We start from the raw sequence: 19,382 nt of genomic DNA on the forward strand, positions 1-19,382 counted from the left end.
CGATTTTAGATTTACGATTTTAGATTTGATACCGCTTGTGGAGATTGGTGTCTCGCAAAGGCGCTAAGATCGCAAAGGTTAGCCGCTTAATTTCTTTGCGCCTTTGCGTCTTTGCGCGAAAACTTCGGTATGTACCTAATTGAGCGTAAATATATTGTCGTCGAATTTAGATTTTAAAATTCTAATTCAAACATCGTGCTGCAAAAATGGTCTTATTTTACAATTTGTCCATAAAGGTCAAAGTCCTCAGCGGTATTGATTTTTACGTTAACAAAGCTGCCAACGGCTGCATAATCAATGCTGGCATCTATCAGCACCTCGTTATCCACCTCGGGCGAATCGTATTCGGTACGGCCAACGAAATAGCCGCCGTCTTTCTTGTCGATCAGTACTTTATAGGTATTGCCAATTTTTTCCTGATTTTTTTCCCAGCTGATGCCCTGCTGAATTTCCATAATGGCATCGGCGCGTTCCTGTTTTACTTCTTCGGGCACATCGTCTATCAAAGAATGCGCGTGTGTTTTTTCTTCGTGCGAATAGGTGAAGCAACCCAGGCGGTCGAACTTTGTCTCGGCAACCCATTGCTGCATTTCTTCAAAATCGCGCTCGGTTTCGCCGGGGTAACCGGTGATGAGTGTGGTACGCATGGCGATGTTGGGTACACGGTCGCGAATCTCGTTCACCACATCGATGGTTTTCTGTTTGGTTAAACCGCGACGCATGGATTTTAGCATGTTATCGGTAATGTGCTGCAGCGGCATATCCAGGTATTTACAGATATTGTCGCGCTCGTTCATTACGTCTAAAACTTCCATCGGGAAGCCTGCCGGGTAGGCATATTGCATGCGTATCCACTCCACGCCGTTCACATCGCTCAAGCGGCGCAACAGTTCGTCGAGGTTGCGTTTGCCGTATATATCCAGGCCGTAGTAAGTAAGGTCCTGGGCAATCAGTATCAATTCTTTGGTGCCATTCTTTACCAGGCTTTCGGCGTTCTTTACCAGTTGGTCTATCGGCGTGCTCACGTGCTTGCCGCGCATCAAAGGGATGGCGCAGAAGGAACATGGGCGGTTACAGCCTTCGGCAATTTTAAAATAGGCAAAATGCGAAGGGGTGGTCAACAGGCGCTCGCCAATCAGTTCGTGGCGGTAATCGGCACCGATGTTGGTCAATATATTCTGTAGATCGTTGGTGCCGAAGTAGGCATCAACGTTGGTGATCTCGGCTTCCAGCTCAGGTTTGTAGCGTTCGCTAAGGCAACCGGTAACGATTACTTTGCCAACCTTGCCTTGTTCCTTCAATTCGCTGTATTGCAGGATGGTATCGATAGATTCCTGCTTGGCATTATCGATAAAGCCACAGGTATTGATAACGATAATATCGTTGCTACGCAGCTTTTCGGCTTCGTGCACTACATCATAGGCATTGCCCTTTAGCTGGCCCATCAGTACTTCGCTATCGTAAATATTTTTTGAACAGCCGAGGGTAACCACGTTTACACGGGGTTTAGCGGTTAGTATCGGCTTGCTTATTGTTTTCGTCCTCATTGCATTTCCCAACCCGTCATTGCGAGGAACGAAGCAATCTCTGAACTATGCATAATGGACATGCTAATCGAGAGATTGCTTCGTTCCTCGCAATGACGTTTTTTTTTATTATTAGCGCTGCTACGCAGCTTATCATTATGATTTAAACAGGCTATTAACAAAGGATGTCCTGTCAAACAACTGCAGATGTTCAACCCCCTCGCCTACGCCTATATATTTTACCGGTATCTTAAACTGATCGGATATCCCTATCACTACACCGCCTTTTGCGGTGCCGTCCAACTTGGTTAGGGCCAGGGCGTTTACGTTGGTAGCCTCGGTAAATTGCTTGCATTGCTCAATGGCATTTTGCCCGGTCGATGCATCCAGCACCAGCAATATCTCGTGCGGCGCACCGGGGATAACCTTTTGCATTACATTTTTGATCTTGGTGAGCTCATTCATCAGGCCTACCTTATTATGTAAACGGCCGGCGGTATCAATTATGGCCACATCGTCGCCATTAGCTACTGCCGAACGGAGGGTGTCGTAGGCTACAGAAGCCGGATCGCTGCCCATGGCTTGTGCTACAACCTTTACCCCAACACGCTCGCCCCAAAGCTTTATCTGGTCTACTGCTGCCGCGCGGAAGGTATCGGCAGCGCCAAGTACTACCTGGTTGCCGGCCTGTTTTAGTTTATGGGCCAGCTTGCCTATGGTGGTGGTTTTACCCACGCCATTTACGCCAACCACCATAATTACATAGGGCTTATGGTTGCCGTATTCAAAATTTTGGAAATCGTTGCTGTTATTTTCGGCAAGGAGCTTTTGTATCTCATCCTTCAATATGCCGTTTAGCTCATTGGTGCCAACGTATTTATCGCGGGCAACACGGGCTTGTATGCGGTCGATAATTTTGAGGGTGGTGCTTACGCCAACATCAGAGGTTACCAGCACTTCTTCCAGATCATCCAGCACGTCATCATCAACGGTAGATTTACCGGCAACAACCTTGGTTAATTTGGAGAAGAAATTATCCTTGGTTTTTTCCAGCCCGGTATCAAGCGCCTGCTGTTCCTGCTGCGTGCTTTCCTTTTTCTTAAAAAAATCAAATAATCCCATAGATGATCAGAATTTTAGAATTTTCAGAATGTTCTTTTGCTTCACAGAATAACAAGGTAAAAGAAATTTGCATTCTGTTAATTCTTCAATCCTGTTAATTCTGATTCAGACAATCAACAAAAAAAGCCCTCTCGTTATATACAAGACGGCTTTTAATATTTTAGCAAAAGTTTTACCGGGTATTATTTACCGGCAATTGCATCCTTAACGTTATCGTTAGGTACAATTTGCTCTTTGAATGAGTAAGCACCAGTGCGTGGCGACTTAACCATTGTAATAACTTTTGAATATTCTTTGCCTTTACCTGCTACTTTCAGTGTTGCAACTACTTTCTTTGCCATGTCTTTTTAATTATTGAATTATTAAATTAGTGAATGAGTGAGCCGACCGCCTGAACCTAATCAACCAATCAACTTAATCAACCAATTACTTAATCTCTTTGTGAACGGTTACTTTACGTAAAACCGGGTTGAATTTTTTCAATTCCAAACGCTCGGTTGTGTTCTTTTTGTTTTTGGTGGTAATGTAGCGAGACATACCCGGCATGCCGCTGGTTTTATGCTCTGTGCATTCTAAAATTACCTGAACCCTGTTGCCTTTCTTAGCCATTTTCTTATCTTGTTAAACGTAATACGTGGTACGTTTTACGTTGATTATTGCTTGATGATTATTATAGTGGAAGCGCTAAACGTATGCCGTTAAACGTACAAACTACTAAATAGAACCTTTTTTTACGAACTTGTTGATACAAGCAGTAATACCGAGTTTGCTGATAGTTTTAACAGCAGAAGTAGATACTTTTAAAGTAATCCATTTATCTTCTTCAGGGATGTAAAACTTTTTCAACTGTAAGTTTGGATAGAACTTACGTTTGGTTTTAGCGTTCGAGTTTGATACGCTGTTACCGTTCATGTAGCCTTTTCCTGTTAGATCACAAATTCTTGACATGACAAATATTTTTTTTAATTCTCGCTCTTCTCCTAAAAAGAGTTTGCAAATATCAGGTTTTTCAAACACATAAGCAATAGTGTTTTGCAAAATATTTTAAAAAGAATTTAGGGGTGTGGGATGGGGTTAATAGTAGGTGATTTTGAAACCGTTAGCTGACTATTTTTTACCACAGAGTGCGCAGAGAAGGCACAGAGCAACACAGAGACAAAATTAAAACTTTGCACCTTCCCGCCTTTGCGAGAAAAACGCTCTATATAAACTATCTAAGCTCCGCGCCTCTCTGCGGATAGCTACCGCAAATCTCCGCGCCCTCTGCGGTTAAATTCACCTCGATGCTAAATCGGTTAATCCAATCAAGCCTTACTTTTTAAAATATTTTAAAAAGCCTTAAATTTATTATCCGCTTAACACAAAAATTACTAATTTACGCCACCATTTATATATCGCTATGCAAGTAAAGTCGTTTGAAGAATACCAGCAGGCCTATAGCCTGAGTGTTGAACAGCCTGAACAATTCTGGGCAGGCATTGCCAATAATTTTTTATGGAAAAAGAAGTGGGATAAGGTTTTAGATTGGAACTTTAAAGAACCCAAAATAAAATGGTTTGAGGGTGCCAAGCTGAACATTACCGAGAACTGCCTGGACCGCCACCTGGAAAAAAATGGCGATACCACAGCCATTATTTGGGAACCAAACGACCCGACAGAAGACCACCGCATTATTACCTATAAACAACTGCACGATAAAGTTTGCCAGTTTGCCAACGTGCTTAAAAACAACGGCGCTAAAAAAGGCGACCGGATTTGTATATACATGCCCATGGTGCCCGAGCTGGCTATTGCTGTTTTAGCTTGTGCCCGTATAGGTGCTATCCATTCGGTAGTGTTCGGCGGTTTCTCGGCGCAATCTATAGCCGATAGGATAAAAGATGCCGAATGCAATATCGTGATCACAGCCGATGGTGGTTTCCGCGGAACCAAGGAAGTGCCTTTGAAAAATATTATCGACGATGCGCTGGTGCAGTGCCCATCGATTAAAAAAGTGATCGTATTAACCCGTAGCCGCACGCCGGTATCCATGATTAAAGGCCGCGACGTATGGTGGGAAGATGAAATAAAAAAGGTGGAAACCCAGGGCAACCCGGATTGCCCCGCCGAAGAAATGGATGCCGAGGATATGTTGTTTATCCTTTACACATCGGGTTCTACCGGCAAGCCGAAGGGCGTTGTACACACTTGTGGCGGCTACATGGTTTATACGGGATATACCTTTAGCAACGCATTCCAGTACCAGCCGGGTGAAGTGTATTTTTGTACCGCAGATATCGGCTGGATAACCGGCCACTCTTATATCGCTTACGGTCCGCTTACGCAAGGGGCAACGTCGGTAATGTTTGAGGGTGTACCTACCTGGCCTGATGCGGGCAGGCTTTGGGATATCGTAGAGAAATTCAAAGTAAATATTTTATATACGGCCCCAACCGCCATCCGCTCGCTGATGAGTTTTGGCGATGATGTGGTAAAGGGCCGCGATTTCAGTTCGCTGAAAAAGCTGGGTTCGGTAGGCGAGCCGCTGAATGAGGAGGCCTGGCACTGGTTCGACGAGAAGATTGGCCAGGGCAAATGCCCTATTGTGGATACCTGGTGGCAAACCGAAACCGGTGGTTTCATGATATCGCCGATTGCCAACGTTACCCCGCTAAAACCGGGTTATGCAACCCTGCCTTTGCCGGGCGTGCAGCCTATACTGGTCGACGAGAACGGCAAGGAAATACATGGCAACGGCGTAAGCGGGAACTTGTGCATCAAATTCCCATGGCCGGGCATGCTGCGCACTACCTATGGCGACCATGAGCGCTGCCGCACCACCTATTTTGCTACTTACGAAAACCTGTATTTTACCGGCGATGGCTGCCTGCGCGATGAAGACGGTTACTACCGTATAACCGGTCGCGTAGATGATGTGCTGAACGTATCGGGCCACCGTATTGGTACGGCCGAGGTAGAGAATGCCATTAACATGCACGCCACCGTGGTAGAGAGTGCTGTGGTTGGCTATCCGCACGATATAAAAGGGCAGGGCGTGTACGCCTTTGTGGTATGTCCTAATCAGCATGGCGACCAGGAACTTACCCGCAAGGATATTATGATGACCGTAGCCCGCATTATTGGCGCTATTGCCAAACCCGATAAAATTCAATTCGTACCCGGCTTGCCAAAAACGCGTTCGGGCAAAATCATGCGCAGGATATTGCGCAAGATTGCCGAAGGCGATACCAGTAACCTGGGCGATACATCGACTTTGTTGGATCCTGCTGTAGTGGAGGAGATAAAGGCGGGAGCATTGTAGCTTAGATAAAAAAGTTTGCTGGAGAAAAAGCCCTTGACAAATCTGTTTGTTAGGGGCTTTTTTCTTACACAAGAATATCTTAAATTTGATTATGGAACTTGTGTTGAAAAACGTTCAAAAAAAGCATTTGCCTCTAATTGCAGAGTTAGCTAAAACGCTTAAAATAGAATTATCGGAGCCTGCCGAAGATGACAAATATTATTTAGCGGCAATGGAAGAGGGACGAAAGTCTCCGCTTTTGAACGAGCAGGAAAAATTGGATTTTATTTCGTCGCTGAAATCTAAATAATGCAATTAGATATCCGGGCAACTTTTACAAAGGACAGTAAAAAGCTGTCGGATACGCTGAAGGAAAGCCTTGCTGATGCAATCGCTGTAATTCTCAGCGCAGAAAAGTTGTCGGATATTCCAAATGTTAAATCATTAAAAGGTGGCAAAAAAGCAGTAAATGCTTATCGCATGCGTCTTAAAGACCATCGTATTTGCTTTTTCTTCCAAAACGAGGTTGTTGAGTTGGTTCGGGTACTGCCACGAAAAGATGTTTATAAAGTGTTCCCCTAAGCTTTATGACCGATACCCCTATCACCACCGACAATAAGCAATATATTTCCATTCGCGGCGAGAACCAACGCGATAATCCGGTGTTGCTGTACCTGCATGGCGGGCCGGGCACACCGGATTTTTGTTTTACAGCAGATGTGCTGAAACCGCTGGAAAAGATATTTACCATTTGTTATTGGGAACAGCCTGGCGCAGGCAGGTCTTACACCCGGCCTGAGGATAAGAGCGCGATAACGGTAGAACGGATGATTGCAAGTGCTAAGGAGATTGCCGAACTCCTCATTTGGAAGCTCAAGCAAAAACAGATATACGTGCTCGGGCAATCATGGGGTACCTTTTTAGGTTCGTTACTGGTATAGCGGCATCCCGAACTTTTCCATGCTTACCTAAGCGTAGGGCAGGTGACGAATCAATACTTGTCTGAACTGGAATCTTACGATTTCGTGAAACAGCAGGCCACAATCCGCAAAGATAGTAGCGTACTCCGTAAATTGAAAAAGTGGCCCGTGCCCTCCCGGGATGCGGGTGCAAAGGCCTGGTTCAGGTATTTTAACTTTCAGCGTTGGCAGGTGGCGCGGTATAGGGGCAGCATGCGGCAAAAGAATATCTTTTTATTTGCGATTTGGAAACTGCTCACCTGCAAAGAATATGCCTTTAAAGATAAGCTTAACTACATGAAAGGCTCCTCGCTTAGTTTTAACCAGCTGTGGGATGCAATCATCAATACCAATATCAATGAGGTGGTAACCGAATATAAAATGCCGGTTTACTTCTTCCACGGCGAGCATGACCATCATACGTATTATCAGGGCGCAAAGGATTACTTCGAAAAGCTGAATGCCCCCAAAAAGCAATACTATACCTTTCCGGATGCTGCGCATTTTCCACATACGGAGTGCTTTGAGGAATTTGAAAGGATAGTCAGAAAAGATATTTTGGGAGCTTAGCAAGGCAATTATCGTTTTTATCTTCAGTTAGAATACCTTAAATTTGTTATAGTTAGTTTTTGAAAATATGTCAGTACTTACCGTCCGCCCCAAGAATGAAGAACAGGAAAAGGCTTTGAAAACTATTTTCGATGCTTTTGATGTTGTGTACGAAAAGGAACTTGATGAGACAGAATATTTGATGTCGACTAAAGCCAACGAAAAAGAACTTGATGAAAGTATCCAGGAATTGGAAGCCGGAAAAGGGGTGAAAATCTCTCTGGAAGATTTATGGAAGTAACTTTTTCGCCAAAAGCTCAAGCCCATTTGCAATACTGGAAGAAGAGTGGGAATAAGCAAATTATGGAAAAGATAAGCTTGTTGCTGGCTGATATACAAATTACTCCTTTCGAAGGTATTGGTAAACCAGAGCCACTAAAACATAAATGGGCGGGTTATTGGTCGCGATGGATAACAAGCGAACATCGACTGGTTTATAAAGAGAAGACGATACTGTTTTTATCGCTCAACTACGTTTCCATTACTAATGGACGTCAGAATATCGTAAATACCAGGAATAAAATCTAACTTGCTGCATTGATTCTTAAACCTATATCTATGAAAAAAGTAACCGGCATCGGCGGCGTGTTTTTTAAAAGTGCCGATCCAAAAGCCATGAACGATTGGTACACCAAAAACCTGGGATTGCCCGTTGGCCAATACGGCACCACTTTTGAGTGGCTGCACGAGGACGATGCCACAAAAAAAGGATCAACCAGTTGGTGCGCTTTCCCTGCCGATACCAAATACTTTAACCCTTCCGAAAAGCCCTTTATGATCAATTACCGCGTAGCGGATTTAGCGGCATTGGTTGAGGAACTAAAAAGCGAAAACGTAACCATTGTAGATGAGATAGCCGAGTATGATTATGGCAAATTCGTGCATATCCTGGATCCCGAAGGCAACATCATTGAGCTTTGGGAACCGGGCGATGAATCGGTACTGTAATTTACAGTCCCAAATAAAAAACTAATTACGCCCCGGCCTGTTCTCTTTATACATCTAAATAAGGAGGAACAAACCATGGATAAGTTAGAAATAAAAGGCGGCTGGAACGAGCTGAAAGGAAAGATTAAACAAGCTTACGGCGACCTGACAGACGATGATTTGGCGCACGAAGAAGGCAAAGACGATGAAACGCTTGGCCGCATCCAGCAAAAAACCGGCAAAACCCGCGAGCAGCTGGTGGACTGGATAAACAGCTTGTAGTGACTTGAGGTTGAAGGTTAGCGATTCGCCCGACCTGAATGATTTTAATTGCCCTGCATAGCGGGGCTTTTTTATTTTGTAGCGGAAGCAACGTTCGGCTTAAACAGGTGTCGATTAACTAAACTATTAATGCCTTATGAAGCAAATTTACCTGCTGCTGTTATTGCTTGCGCCCGTTTGCCTGTCGGCCCAAACCAAACTGGCCGTGCTGCCTCAATCCAACGATCTATCGCTCGAAATCAAAAGGATTAGGGTCGATCCGAAAATCGATGCTGATTCTGCCGCGAAATTACTCTCCCGCTGGCAGCGTTACCACGAAGTCAAAGCAAAAGGTATCAACTACCTGTTTTATTATAACGATGAGCGTATCGGTGCCATTCCGCTGCGGGTGTTTGTTCCGCCGACGTATAACACCAGCAAGCCCAATGCCTGTGTATTGGTGCTGCATGGAGCGGTCGGTATCAGCCATTTTACAGACATCGACACCCTGGGCAATACCGATGAAGATATTTTGGTGGACCCATTGAAGACGCAGGGGTACATCATCATACAACCTATTGCCGATAAGCCTAAGGGCTTTACATGGGGCGGCAGGATGCAACCGAGGAACCAGCCTTACCAGCCTAACCGGGCTTTCGGGGTTTTGGCCCAAATCATCATCCAATTGAAGCAGGTGCTTAATATAGATGATAACCGCGTATTTGCATTCGGCCATTCCGATGGTGCCGATGGTTCAATCGGCATGGGCGTTTACAAGCCAGACCAATTTGCCGGCGTGGTTGCTTATAACACCATGTTTTATAATTTATTCGCGCATGATTATTACATCCGTAATATTCAAAACCTACCCCTTTACGAGGTGCATTCTGATAAAGACAAATTGCGGCGCATCGCAATTACCAGGCAAATTGTAGATTCTTTAAAGCGGTTGAGCAAGCAGATTACTTACAAAGAATATGCAGGTTATGAGCACTACGATAGACATCTCAGTATTGACGAACCTTTTGCGAATGAATTTATGAAAGGATTGTCGCGTAACCCTTATCAGACAAACCTTTACTGGGAAACTATGCAAAATAGCCCCTATAACGCTATCCATTGGCTATCAATCGTGGCCGATACGGCATTAAACGCTGCGGCATGGCATCAGCCGTTTGCTGTAAAGGATAAGTATTATTTTGAGCGGGATCAGATATGGGTAAGCAACCTGATTTACAATCCGCTGAAAAGCGCCGCCGTTAAAGCCACTTACAGCGACAATGTATTCACCCTGCAAAAATCCGGCGTTACCGAAGTAGAATTGAAGATAAGCCCAAATATGATAGACCTTAAGAAGCCCGTAACCGTAATAGCCAATGGTATTCAGGTATTTAAAGGCATGGTAACGGCCGATAAAGCTTATCTGCTTAATGAGTTTTCAAAAAGCTTAGACCGCGCTGCACTTTGGGTTAACAGCATTAAGGTGAGAATAGATTAAAGTTCGTATTTTACGCGCACCAAAATCTTCATCAAATGCCCGGAACGCACTCCGCCAATACGCCCGAACAAAGCAAAGGCAAAATACTTTATATCGACCACCTTAAGGTAGTGCTAACCGTTTTGGTGATTTTGCACCATGCTTGCGTAACTTATGGCGCACCGGGTGGCTGGTATTACAGCGAAAAAACAACCCTAATGGGGGCCCTTTTACCCATGACGGTTTTTGTTGCCGTTAACCAGGCTTTTTTTATGGGTTTCTTCTTTTTCTTGTCGGCATTGTTTATCCCTTCATCTTTCGATAAAAAGGGACCGGCTAAATTCCTTGTCGATAAGTTGATCAGGCTGGGGTTGCCGCTGGTGTTTTACGCCTTGGTGTTGTCGCCATTCCTCAGTTTTATGGTGTACAACTATACCGGCACGCATCCGCAGATAACTTATGCGCAATACCTCAGCGGGTTCGATGGTTGGATAAATTTCGGCGTGTTATGGTTTGTGGCCGCCCTGTTGATATTTACGTTAGCCTACGCCCTGTTCCGCATGTTTATGGATGACAGGCACATGTCCAAACCCTTACCCTCGGTAGCAAAGTTGCTCCTGTTCGCCGGCGTCATCGGCCTGATAAGTTATGCTGTGCGTATCGTTTTCCCGGTAGGGTGGGTGCTAAAGCCACTTGGCTTTCAGTTGGGGCATTTTCCGCAGTACATCGCCATGTTTATATTGGGCCTCATCGCATCGCGCAGCAAATGGATAGCCAATGCCGATTATCAAACAGGCAAAACCATGCGCACAATCGCCCTCCGTTTGGTATATATAGGTTTCCCGGCTTTTTTTGTGGCGCAAAAGATGTTAGACTTCCCAACTGATGCCTTCAATATCGGCGGGCATTGGCAAAGTTTGTGGTACGCCGTATGGGAGCAACTGGTAGGCTTCAGTATCGTAACCGCATTGCTCTGCATCGGTAAAGAACGTTGGAATAAGCCATCCCAATTTCTAAGCCTGCTATCGCGAAGCACCTTCGCGGTTTACATTTTCCATCCGCTGATACTGATTGCCCTTTCGGTAGCTTTGCATAACTGGGTTGTAGAACCTGCTTTAAAGTTATTGGTGGTAGCGCGGTTGGCGGTTATCGGCAGCTTTTTGTTGGGGTTGCTGGTGGTGAGGATACCGTGGGTGAATAGGGTGGTTTAACGAAAGATTTTATTCAAATCGAAACTAAAGCCCGGCAATACAACAGAATGTAAGGTATCGGTTTTTTGTGCCTTTTGATGCAATACATAAACATCATCCTTTATTATATGCACTTCTGCATTCTCCTGTATAGGATCAATAATGATATATTCTTTCACACCATATTTCTCGTAGATATCCTTTTTTTGGCGAAGGTCGTAGTAAGCAGTTGAGGGTGATAATATTTCAACAACCAAATCAGGCGCACCTTCTACTCTTGTTGTTACCATTTCAGCGGCTCGCGATTCGGTAATATAAAGTATATCGGGTTGAAGTACGTTTCCTTCATCAAACTTTACGTCCATAGGGGCCGCTACAATAAACCCGTTATCTCCAATAGCATCTAAGAAGTTTACTAAAGCATTGGAGAATCTAATAGATATTACCTGATGCAAAGGGATTGGCGAAGGCGACATAACTAAATCGTAATTGATAAGCTGAAAAGGCGCACCCTCCTCCAGAAGCATGTAGTCTTCTACTGTGTATTTCTTTTTCTTCTCAGCGGTAAGCATCAACCAAATATAACTAATTTTGTGCCAAATGACAAAACCCACCAAACCCACTATACTGGTTGTAAACGACGATGGCGTAACCGCCCCGGGCATCAAAAGCCTGATGCATGTGATGAAAGAGCTGGGCCGCGTAGTGGTGGTAGCGCCGGATAGTCCGCAATCGGGCATGGGGCATGCGATCACTATTGGCAAGCCGCTCCGTTTAGATAAGGTTGACCTTTACGAGGGCATCGAAATATATAGCTGCAGCGGCACGCCGGTTGATTGCGTGAAGCTGGCCGTTACCAAAGTATTCAAGGGGCAGAAACCCGACCTTTGCGTGTCGGGTATCAACCACGGGTTGAATAATTCTATTAATGTGCTATACTCCGGCACCATGTCGGCAGCGGTGGAGGGGGCAATAGAAAGTATCCCGTCTATCGGTTTCTCGCTGGATGACTACGCTTTGCAGGCTAATTTTAGCCATTGCGAAAAATTCATCAAAGAGATTGCCATGCAGGTATTACAGAATGGCTTGCCGGTTGGCACGCTGCTCAACGTAAACTTCCCCAATACGAACGATATCAAAGGCATCAAGATATGCCGCCAGGCCAATGCCAAATGGGCCGAGGAATTCGACCAGCGGCTGGACCCCTACAAACGCCCTTATTACTGGCTTACCGGCGTTTTCCATAATAACGATCACGGAGAGGACACCGACGTTTGGGCACTGGAGCATAACTATGCCTCGGTAGTGCCCGTACAGTTTGATATGACGGCGCACCACGCCATACCTGTTTTAAACACCTGGAATTTTAATGTTTGAAAAGAATAGCATAGGCACCGGCCTTGTGCTGGGCGGTATATTACCTGCAATAAGCTGGGTAGTTTTTGAGTATATACTGCACAACGATGCCTTTATTATGGATAAACCTGCGGTACCTTACCTTATCGCCGTAGGCCTGAATTTAGTGCTCCTGCGTTATTGCCTCAAGAATCAACTGGAAGATACAGGTAAAGGCGTAATGATGTTTACCTTTGCGTTTATGCTGGTGGTTTTTTTGTTTAAGATACACATCCGATGATTTAATCAGGAATGTAACCTTCGGTAAATTTTAAAAGCAGTTCACGAATTTCGGGTTCAGAAAAACCATCACTTGCATTTAAACATACTATCTTATCAATTTCAATAGGGTCGTTGCAGGCAGCATAGATTGCAAACCACAACCCTTCTTGTATAGTGTTGTGCCATGTGGTTATGATATCGAAAGGCGGTAAATAATTATACTCGTAATCGATGTCGACTTCTCTATAGACAATATCTTCATCCACAATGTCGTGCATCAATTCACTTTGCTCACCTGTTGCACAAACATAACAAGCATTTCGACCGATCAACTTATTAGAAATCTCGAATAACTTCGTTTTAGGTTGATTGTCTACTAATACGAAAGCCAGCCAGTTCTCCGTTGGAAAGTTTGTACTCCATGGAGTTTCTGTGTCGTAGCGTTGGTAAAAAACTTTACGGTTATTAACTGTTGCTAAATCAATCATCGTGAAAACTAAATTAGCTATTCAATCGTCGACAAACAATAAATTACTTATTATCATTGTAGCATGAAATATTACCTGGTTGCGGGCGAAGCCTCGGGCGATTTGCATGGCGCAAACTTGATGAAGGCATTGAAGCAGGAAGACCCCAAGGCGGAGTTTCGTTATTTTGGCGGCGATTTGATGCAGGCCGAGGGTGGCACCCTGGTAAAACACTACGAGGATATGGCCTTTATGGGCTTTGTAGAGGTAGTGGCCAACCTGCGCACCATCCTCAAAAACATGAGCCTTTGCAAAAAGGACATCCTCGCCAATCAGCCGGATGTGTTGGTACTGATAGATTTCCCCGGCTTTAACCTCAAGATTGCCGAGTTCGCCAGGAAGAAAGGCCTGCTGGTTTGCTACTATATCTCCCCAAAAGTTTGGGCCTGGAACCAGAAACGCGTCCTCAGGATAAAAAAATCTGTAGATCACCTGTTTTGTATCCTTCCCTTCGAGGTGGAGTTTTACAAAACCTGGGGCATGGATATCGATTACGTGGGTAACCCGCTGCTGGATGCTGTGGCCGCTTTTACGCCCAATCCCGATTTCCTGAAAAATAATATGCTGCTTTCGGGCAAAAAGATCATCGCCTTGCTGCCCGGCAGCCGCAAGCAAGAGATTAGCCGCCTGCTGCCCGATATGGCCAAAGTTGCCGGGCGCTTCACCAACTTCCAATTCGTAATTGCGGGCGCACCCACATTCGATGCGCAGTATTATGCACCTTATATCGGCGGCATACACATCCCCGTGGTGTTCAACGCTACTTACGATTTGCTGGCCAATGCCGAAGCGGCCATCGTAGCCTCGGGCACCGCCACTTTAGAAACCGCCCTGCTCAACGTACCGCAGGTGGTGGTTTATAAAGGCAACGCACTAACCATCGGCATTGCCAAAATGCTGGTAAAGATCAAGTTTATATCGCTGGTGAATTTGATTATGGATAGGGCAGTGGTGAAAGAACTGATACAGCAGGACTGCGATTACCACAACATCTCCAACGAACTGGATAAGCTGGTTGGGCTTGATGATTACCGCAAACAGATGCTGGCCAACTACGATCTGCTCGACCAGCGGATGGGCACACCCGGCGCATCGGCAAAAACGGCGGCGCTTATTGTGAAATATGCCTCAAAAAAATAAGGCCCTGCATTGCTGCCGGGCCCTATCTTTCTCAAAATACTGTTTTAAAATAGATATAGAATATATGTAGATCAGGCGGCCGACAAAGTTTGTTGTGCAGCCTGGTTGTTGCGGGTGGTAAATAGGCCTTTCTCCCTTAAAGCCTTCAGGTCTTCCATTAATAAGTTCTTCAGTTCGTTATCAAAACGTGCAAAAAGCTTGCTGGTAGCGGGTTTTTGGTAGGTTTTCATAGGTAGATGCTTTATCAGGTGTTTACAAGGTTCGTGTTGCTTAGGCTATGCTTAAACGGTTAGCGTTAATCTGCATCATTTGATCTCTTACGGCCTTGATGGCTTTCAGGTCGTTCATTAAAATCACTTTCAATTCCCTGTCGAAACGGGTTACCAATTTGCTTGTCGATGTGTTTTGTGTTGCAGTTTTCATAATCAATATCTTTATTGTTAGTTTTCTGTTTCCTTCTCTGTTGCTTCGTCCTGGTTTTCTTCAAGGTTATCGTGCCTGCGCTTCGCTTCCCTCATTTGCCTTTCCAGTTGTTCTTCTTCCCGGTGATCGGCTGGTTTTTCTGGGGCTACCGGGTTTTCCCATTCTTTCTGTTCAGCCGGGGCTTCTGGTTTCTTTTCGGTTTCCATGATGTCTCCGTTTGATAGTACTTATTCCAACTTTGTGCCAAAAAAACCGGCAGGGCGAAAAAAAATGACAGCAAGCGATATCTTTTTTTACGTTGCGTACAAAAAGCAGGGAAAGTGTACCTTTTTTAAGGGTTTTAAAGGGAAAACCTACGGCTACTGTACAAAAAACAAGTACGGCCCGTGGTAAATGGTAGTCAGCAAGTGTTCGGTAAAAGTGTACGGTGTCCGTTTTCAGACACTCCGCTGCATGGTTTTGCGCGTTGCCAGGTGTATAACAATAGCAATGGCCGATAGCACGATGCCGATAGCGCATACGCCCGGCCAGCCGTAAACACCCCAAACACGCGTAGCCAGGAAGGTGCCTGCTGCGCCGCCTACAAAATAGGTTACCATATAAACGGTGTTGATACGGTTGCGCGCCGCCGGGTTTAATGAAAAGATGATGGCCTGGTTAGAAATATGCGTAGCCTGCACGCCCATATCCATAACAATAACGCCGATAATTAAGCCCGCTATGCTATAGGCCGAAAACCAGAAGATGATAAACGATACCAAAACCAGCGCAAGCGTAATGGTGGATAATTTATAAGCGTCCATTTTATCGCTCAGGCGGCCCATCAGTCCAGCTGCTATGGCGCCAAAGGCACCCGCAAGCCCAAAGGCTCCGGCCACATCGCTGCCCTCGTTAAAGTTCTGTTTGAGCATAAATACCAGGGTGGTCCAAAACGCGCTGAAAGCCGCAAAGCAAAGCCCGCCGCGCAGGGCAGCCAGGCGCAGTTTGGGTTCGTGCTTTACCAAATCGGCCAGCGATTGCATCAGCTGGCGGTAGTTGCCTTTGTACTCAGGCTCTATCTCGGGCAACATCAGGTAAATCAGCAGCCACATCAGTAGCATAATACCCGCAGCAATAAAATACATGCTGCGCCAGCCAAAATGGGCACCCACAAAACCGCTAAGCGTGCGCGATAGCAGGATGCCTATTAAAAGCCCGCTCATGATAAAGCCGATTTTTTTGCCCCGCTCGGCCGGACTGGCCAAATGTGCGGCCATAGGTACCAGCAGCATGCCCATAACGGATGCCGCGCCTAACAGAAAGCCCGACAGTAATAATATATGTATGTTGGGCGCAAAGGCCGTCAACAGCAGCGCCGAAACGATAAATGCAAATTCAATGAGCATCAAACGCTTGCGCTTCACCATATCGGCCAGGGGGATCACAAAAAAGATACCCGCAGCGTAGCCCAACTGGGTAAGCATGGATAATTGGCCCACTTTACCATTGCTAACGTGGAAGGTTTGGGCCATATCTTCTAACAATGGCTGGTTGTAATACAGGTTGGCTACAACTAGCCCGGTGGTAATGGTCATCACCCAAAGGGTAGTGGTAGTTAATTCGGGTTTATGTGTTGTAACGGCCATTTTTTAAGATATTAACAAAAGTGTAAACAATTTTTTACAAGATGGTCAGTAAAAATTCATAAAAAATTGAAAATATGTCAAACAATTTGAGTTATCTTTGTTAATACAATAACGAAAAAAGTACATTGATATAAGGATGACAAAAAAATTACAAATAAATTCTTTGTAATTCAAAAGTTAGTGTTACTTTTACACCATCAACAAGGACATACAGGTTGATACATAAAATAGTCTTCTCATAATTTAGGTTTATAATTGGTTAGTAAAGGCCCCTGCCCATCAGGGGCTTTACTTTTTTACAAGAATTTGGACCGTGGATATTTCGCTGATAATTTGTTTTTAAAAGGTACTCAAGAGGGCTACGCCGTTTATTTGATTTTAGGATTTCGTTGATTGTCTGAACCTTGATTTGTAGGATTTGGAGATGGCCTTGATTAATGCCTAACGAACGGCGCTATGACTTCTAGCTTGTCGCTAGGGATTTAGCAATTTAAATTACATATAAACAGCTAAATATTTGCGTTTCATACAAAATGCCGTCTCCTGAATTTTAAAAAAATCCTAATATCATATTTTTTATGTATTATTGAATGACCGATAACCAATGATACGATGTGAATGCGTCGGCTTATCACGCTTTTACTGGCAGAAAAAAAACCGAGTTTAAACAATAATTATCCCCATCTCGTCGCCAATATGACTTACGAAAAAGCATTGGCCCTGTATCAAAATGATAAAACGCTGCAAATTCTACGTGCGGACCATTTTCCATTGCTGATTAGTTTTTTCCATTTAGCTTTTAAGCAGCAAGATAAAATTTCTTATCTGCAATCCGGTTTGGCGGGTTTATTGGGAGATTTCCTTTTTTCCCTGGAAAGGCAAGGAATAACTGATTATACGCATCCACCCTTAGATTACCTGCAAAAATGGGCTCAGCAAGGTTTTGTAAGGAGGTATTATGAAACGGAAGATGAACCGATATTTGAACTTTCTCCCGCTACAGAGAATGCGCTGAAATGGTTGGATGACCTGAACAAACAGCAATTTATTGGGACGCACAGCCGCTTATTGCAGTTCTTTTCATTATTGCAACAAATTGTTAACAGGACTGCGGGACCGTATGATCGGATACAGCAATTGCAGGAAGAACGAAAAAAGCTGGACATAGAAATCGAAAAGATAAAAAAAGGAAATTATGTACAGCCCAGCGATACCCAGCTAAAGGAAGATTATTTTCTGGCCGAGGAGACAGCTAAACGTTTGCTGGCAGATTTTAGGCAGGTGGAAGAAAACTTCAGGGAATTGGATATCAATACTCGGCAAACGATTATTAAGAGCACTCTTTCAAAAGGCATTTTGCTGGATGAAATTTTTGAGCAACAGAATCATTTGTGGAATACCGACCAGGGAAAGAGCTTCAAAGCATTCTGGGAATTTTTGATGAGCGAGGGCATGCAGCGGGAATTGGAAGAGCTTATCGGAAAGCTGAACAATATACCCGCCATCAAACTGGTAAAACAGGAACAGATTGTTGACCGGATCAAAACCAACCTGGTGGACGCTGGAGATAAGGTTAACCGAAGCAACGACGGATTAATCGAACAGTTGCGGAAATATGTTGAACAAAAAAATCTTTCCGAAAGCAAGCATATCCTCCATAGTATAGAAGCTATCGAACAGCTATTGATTACGCATCGCGATCAGCTGGAGCCGTATCAGATTTTAATGGAGGTGGATGGTTTATTCCGCCCAAGCTTCCTGATGCAGCGGCCTCTGTTTAAACCGCCTGTAAAAATCATTTTCGAACAAACTTCGGTTGAAGATGGCGCTGCTGATGCAAATACCGATGCACTGTTTGAACAGTTTTATGTGGATATAGAATTATTGCGAAGCAACGTGCATTCACTACTGCGTAACAAGTCACAAGTCTCCTTAACGGAAGTGTTGGACTATTATGTACCTACTAAGGGCGTCGCAGAAGTTTTAGGATATATGCAAATTGCATCCGCTGATAGTCGGCACTTGGTCAACAGCGAGCATACAGAAAAATTAATCGTACAAAACAAGGACGCCGGAACGGAATATCAATTGGAGGCACCTTTAATTATTTTTAACCGATAATCATGATACGTGAATATTCGCTAAGCTTGGTGGCACTGCTCAAAGGTATTTTATATGATAGCCAGAAGGATGCCTGGGAAGGCCTGCTTCAATATGAAAAAGATGTAAGAAAATATTTTTCTACTATCGACCTGGAGGTGTATCTCGATAAAAGTGAAGGCTATGCTTATCTACAGCAAAAAGAACAGGGCGAAGAATCAGAAATCCCAAGGCTGGCTGAAAAACGGCAATTAAACTTCTTTGCTTCCTTATTATGTATTGTGTTGCGAAAATATTTACTGGAACACGATGCCCAGGGCGGTACAGTCCGAGCAATCATTACCCAGCAGGAAATTATTAATCGAACGAAATTATTCCTGCCCACCGTTTCGGACGAAGCCCGGCAGCAGGAGCGTATCATCACCACCATTAATAAAGTGATTGATATCGGGTTTTTAAGAAAGCTGGATGACAACAGTAGCAATTATGAGATACATCGGATTATCAAGGGATTCGTCAATGCGGATGTGATTGATGATATGCTCGAAAAACTTCAATTGTATGCTGCGGAAAAAAACATAACACATTAAATGTCATAC

General features: G+C 44.5%; 27 protein-coding genes. 16 read left to right on the forward strand and 11 right to left on the reverse strand.

The annotated features are described in order from the left end of the window. Positions 1–212: 212 nt before the first annotated feature. From rimO to rpmB, 5 genes are all read right to left on the reverse strand, one after another. A complete protein-coding gene (rimO, locus tag E2R66_RS00225; RefSeq protein ID WP_133230212.1) occupies positions 213–1,547 on the reverse strand; it encodes a 30S ribosomal protein S12 methylthiotransferase RimO in 1,335 nt (444 codons plus the stop codon). Positions 1,548–1,682: 135 nt separating this feature from the next. Next, positions 1,683–2,648 (reverse strand): signal recognition particle-docking protein FtsY, encoded by a 966-nt coding sequence (ftsY, locus tag E2R66_RS00230; RefSeq protein WP_133230214.1) that lies wholly within the window; start codon positions 2,646–2,648, stop codon positions 1,683–1,685. A 182-nt stretch (positions 2,649–2,830) separates the two neighbouring features. Next, a complete protein-coding gene (locus tag E2R66_RS00235; protein WP_078348017.1) occupies positions 2,831–2,989 on the reverse strand; it encodes a DUF4295 domain-containing protein in 159 nt (52 codons plus the stop codon). A gap of 85 nt (positions 2,990–3,074) precedes the next feature. Further along, complete coding sequence (gene rpmG / locus E2R66_RS00240; protein WP_022830075.1) at positions 3,075–3,257, reverse strand: 50S ribosomal protein L33; 183 nt, start codon at positions 3,255–3,257, stop codon at positions 3,075–3,077. 105 nt (positions 3,258–3,362) lie between these two features. After that, positions 3,363–3,596, reverse strand: a complete 234-nt coding sequence (gene rpmB, locus E2R66_RS00245; protein ID WP_067187494.1) for a 50S ribosomal protein L28 — start codon at positions 3,594–3,596, stop codon at positions 3,363–3,365. Between the two features lie 451 nt (positions 3,597–4,047). Between rpmB and acs the strand changes: the two genes are divergently transcribed. The 11 genes from acs to E2R66_RS00300 all read left to right on the forward strand — a co-directional run bounded on the left by acs (position 4,048) and on the right by E2R66_RS00300 (position 11,372). Next, a complete protein-coding gene (acs, locus tag E2R66_RS00250) occupies positions 4,048–5,949 on the forward strand; it encodes an acetate--CoA ligase (protein WP_133230216.1) in 1,902 nt (633 codons plus the stop codon). A gap of 91 nt (positions 5,950–6,040) precedes the next feature. After that, a complete protein-coding gene (locus tag E2R66_RS00255; protein WP_133230218.1) occupies positions 6,041–6,238 on the forward strand; it encodes a hypothetical protein in 198 nt (65 codons plus the stop codon). After that, entirely contained in the window at positions 6,238–6,510 is a 273-nt protein-coding gene (locus tag E2R66_RS00260; protein ID WP_133230224.1) for a type II toxin-antitoxin system RelE family toxin, read from the forward strand. The genes E2R66_RS00255 and E2R66_RS00260 overlap by 1 nt, the downstream gene beginning before the upstream one ends. A gap of 5 nt (positions 6,511–6,515) precedes the next feature. Then, entirely contained in the window at positions 6,516–6,869 is a 354-nt protein-coding gene (locus tag E2R66_RS00265) for an alpha/beta fold hydrolase (RefSeq protein WP_133230226.1), read from the forward strand. Between the two features lie 42 nt (positions 6,870–6,911). Next, a complete protein-coding gene (locus E2R66_RS00270) occupies positions 6,912–7,457 on the forward strand; it encodes an alpha/beta fold hydrolase (RefSeq protein WP_133230228.1) in 546 nt (181 codons plus the stop codon). A gap of 67 nt (positions 7,458–7,524) precedes the next feature. After that, on the forward strand, positions 7,525–7,737 hold the full coding sequence (locus tag E2R66_RS00275) for a type II toxin-antitoxin system Phd/YefM family antitoxin (protein ID WP_133230230.1): 213 nt from the start codon (positions 7,525–7,527) through the stop codon (positions 7,735–7,737). A 62-nt stretch (positions 7,738–7,799) separates the two neighbouring features. Further along, a complete protein-coding gene (locus E2R66_RS00280) occupies positions 7,800–8,024 on the forward strand; it encodes a Txe/YoeB family addiction module toxin (RefSeq protein ID WP_317130755.1) in 225 nt (74 codons plus the stop codon). Between the two features lie 30 nt (positions 8,025–8,054). Then, positions 8,055–8,444, forward strand: a complete 390-nt coding sequence (locus E2R66_RS00285) for a VOC family protein (protein WP_133230234.1) — start codon at positions 8,055–8,057, stop codon at positions 8,442–8,444. A gap of 75 nt (positions 8,445–8,519) precedes the next feature. Next, the gene (locus E2R66_RS00290) at positions 8,520–8,705 is read left to right on the forward strand and encodes a CsbD family protein (RefSeq protein ID WP_133230236.1); all 186 of its coding nucleotides are present in this window, start codon (positions 8,520–8,522) and stop codon (positions 8,703–8,705) included. A gap of 136 nt (positions 8,706–8,841) precedes the next feature. Beyond that, positions 8,842–10,182, forward strand: a complete 1,341-nt coding sequence (locus E2R66_RS00295; protein WP_133230238.1) for a hypothetical protein — start codon at positions 8,842–8,844, stop codon at positions 10,180–10,182. A gap of 35 nt (positions 10,183–10,217) precedes the next feature. Continuing rightward, positions 10,218–11,372, forward strand: coding sequence for an acyltransferase family protein (locus E2R66_RS00300; protein ID WP_133230240.1), 1,155 nt, complete (start codon positions 10,218–10,220; stop codon positions 11,370–11,372). On the opposite strand, the gene E2R66_RS00305 is transcribed toward E2R66_RS00300, so the two are convergent. Next, a complete protein-coding gene (locus tag E2R66_RS00305) occupies positions 11,369–11,923 on the reverse strand; it encodes a Uma2 family endonuclease (RefSeq protein ID WP_158288296.1) in 555 nt (184 codons plus the stop codon). The genes E2R66_RS00300 and E2R66_RS00305 overlap by 4 nt on opposite strands. 28 nt (positions 11,924–11,951) lie before the next feature. Between E2R66_RS00305 and surE the strand changes: the two genes are divergently transcribed. Further along, the gene (gene surE, locus E2R66_RS00310; protein ID WP_133230244.1) at positions 11,952–12,728 is read left to right on the forward strand and encodes a 5'/3'-nucleotidase SurE; all 777 of its coding nucleotides are present in this window, start codon (positions 11,952–11,954) and stop codon (positions 12,726–12,728) included. Next, positions 12,721–12,987 carry a hypothetical protein gene (locus E2R66_RS00315; protein ID WP_133230246.1) on the forward strand — a complete coding sequence of 89 codons (267 nt, stop codon included), beginning with the start codon at positions 12,721–12,723 and terminating at the stop codon, positions 12,985–12,987. The genes surE and E2R66_RS00315 overlap by 8 nt, the downstream gene beginning before the upstream one ends. Before the next feature lies 1 nt (position 12,988). Here E2R66_RS00315 and E2R66_RS00320 read toward each other — a convergent pair whose 3' ends face one another. Then, positions 12,989–13,456, reverse strand: coding sequence for a DUF7684 family protein (locus E2R66_RS00320; protein WP_133230248.1), 468 nt, complete (start codon positions 13,454–13,456; stop codon positions 12,989–12,991). Between the two features lie 63 nt (positions 13,457–13,519). Here E2R66_RS00320 and lpxB point away from each other — a divergent pair, with 63 nt between their 5' ends. Then, positions 13,520–14,635 carry a lipid-A-disaccharide synthase gene (lpxB, locus tag E2R66_RS00325; protein WP_133230250.1) on the forward strand — a complete coding sequence of 372 codons (1,116 nt, stop codon included), beginning with the start codon at positions 13,520–13,522 and terminating at the stop codon, positions 14,633–14,635. A 71-nt stretch (positions 14,636–14,706) separates the two neighbouring features. Here lpxB and E2R66_RS28225 read toward each other — a convergent pair whose 3' ends face one another. The 4 genes from E2R66_RS28225 to E2R66_RS00335 form a co-directional block, all read right to left on the reverse strand. Next, a complete protein-coding gene (locus E2R66_RS28225) occupies positions 14,707–14,865 on the reverse strand; it encodes a hypothetical protein (RefSeq protein WP_158288297.1) in 159 nt (52 codons plus the stop codon). Positions 14,866–14,905: 40 nt separating this feature from the next. After that, positions 14,906–15,058: a hypothetical protein gene (locus E2R66_RS28230; RefSeq protein WP_158288298.1), complete on the reverse strand. Its 153-nt coding sequence runs from the start codon at positions 15,056–15,058 to the stop codon at positions 14,906–14,908. 17 nt (positions 15,059–15,075) lie between these two features. Next, positions 15,076–15,264 carry a hypothetical protein gene (locus E2R66_RS00330; RefSeq protein WP_133230252.1) on the reverse strand — a complete coding sequence of 63 codons (189 nt, stop codon included), beginning with the start codon at positions 15,262–15,264 and terminating at the stop codon, positions 15,076–15,078. Positions 15,265–15,495: 231 nt separating this feature from the next. After that, positions 15,496–16,683, reverse strand: a complete 1,188-nt coding sequence (locus tag E2R66_RS00335) for an MFS transporter (protein WP_204985839.1) — start codon at positions 16,681–16,683, stop codon at positions 15,496–15,498. Between the two features lie 696 nt (positions 16,684–17,379). On the opposite strand from E2R66_RS00335, the gene E2R66_RS00340 reads away from it, so the two are divergent. Beyond that, on the forward strand, positions 17,380–18,804 hold the full coding sequence (locus E2R66_RS00340) for a DUF3375 domain-containing protein (RefSeq protein WP_158288299.1): 1,425 nt from the start codon (positions 17,380–17,382) through the stop codon (positions 18,802–18,804). 2 nt (positions 18,805–18,806) lie between these two features. Continuing rightward, the gene (locus E2R66_RS00345; RefSeq protein ID WP_133230256.1) at positions 18,807–19,373 is read left to right on the forward strand and encodes a DUF4194 domain-containing protein; all 567 of its coding nucleotides are present in this window, start codon (positions 18,807–18,809) and stop codon (positions 19,371–19,373) included. Positions 19,374–19,382: the final 9 nt, after the last annotated feature.

The sequence above is a fragment of the Mucilaginibacter psychrotolerans genome (assembly GCF_004519315.1).
Classification (GTDB): Bacteria; Bacteroidota; Bacteroidia; order Sphingobacteriales; family Sphingobacteriaceae; genus Mucilaginibacter; species Mucilaginibacter psychrotolerans.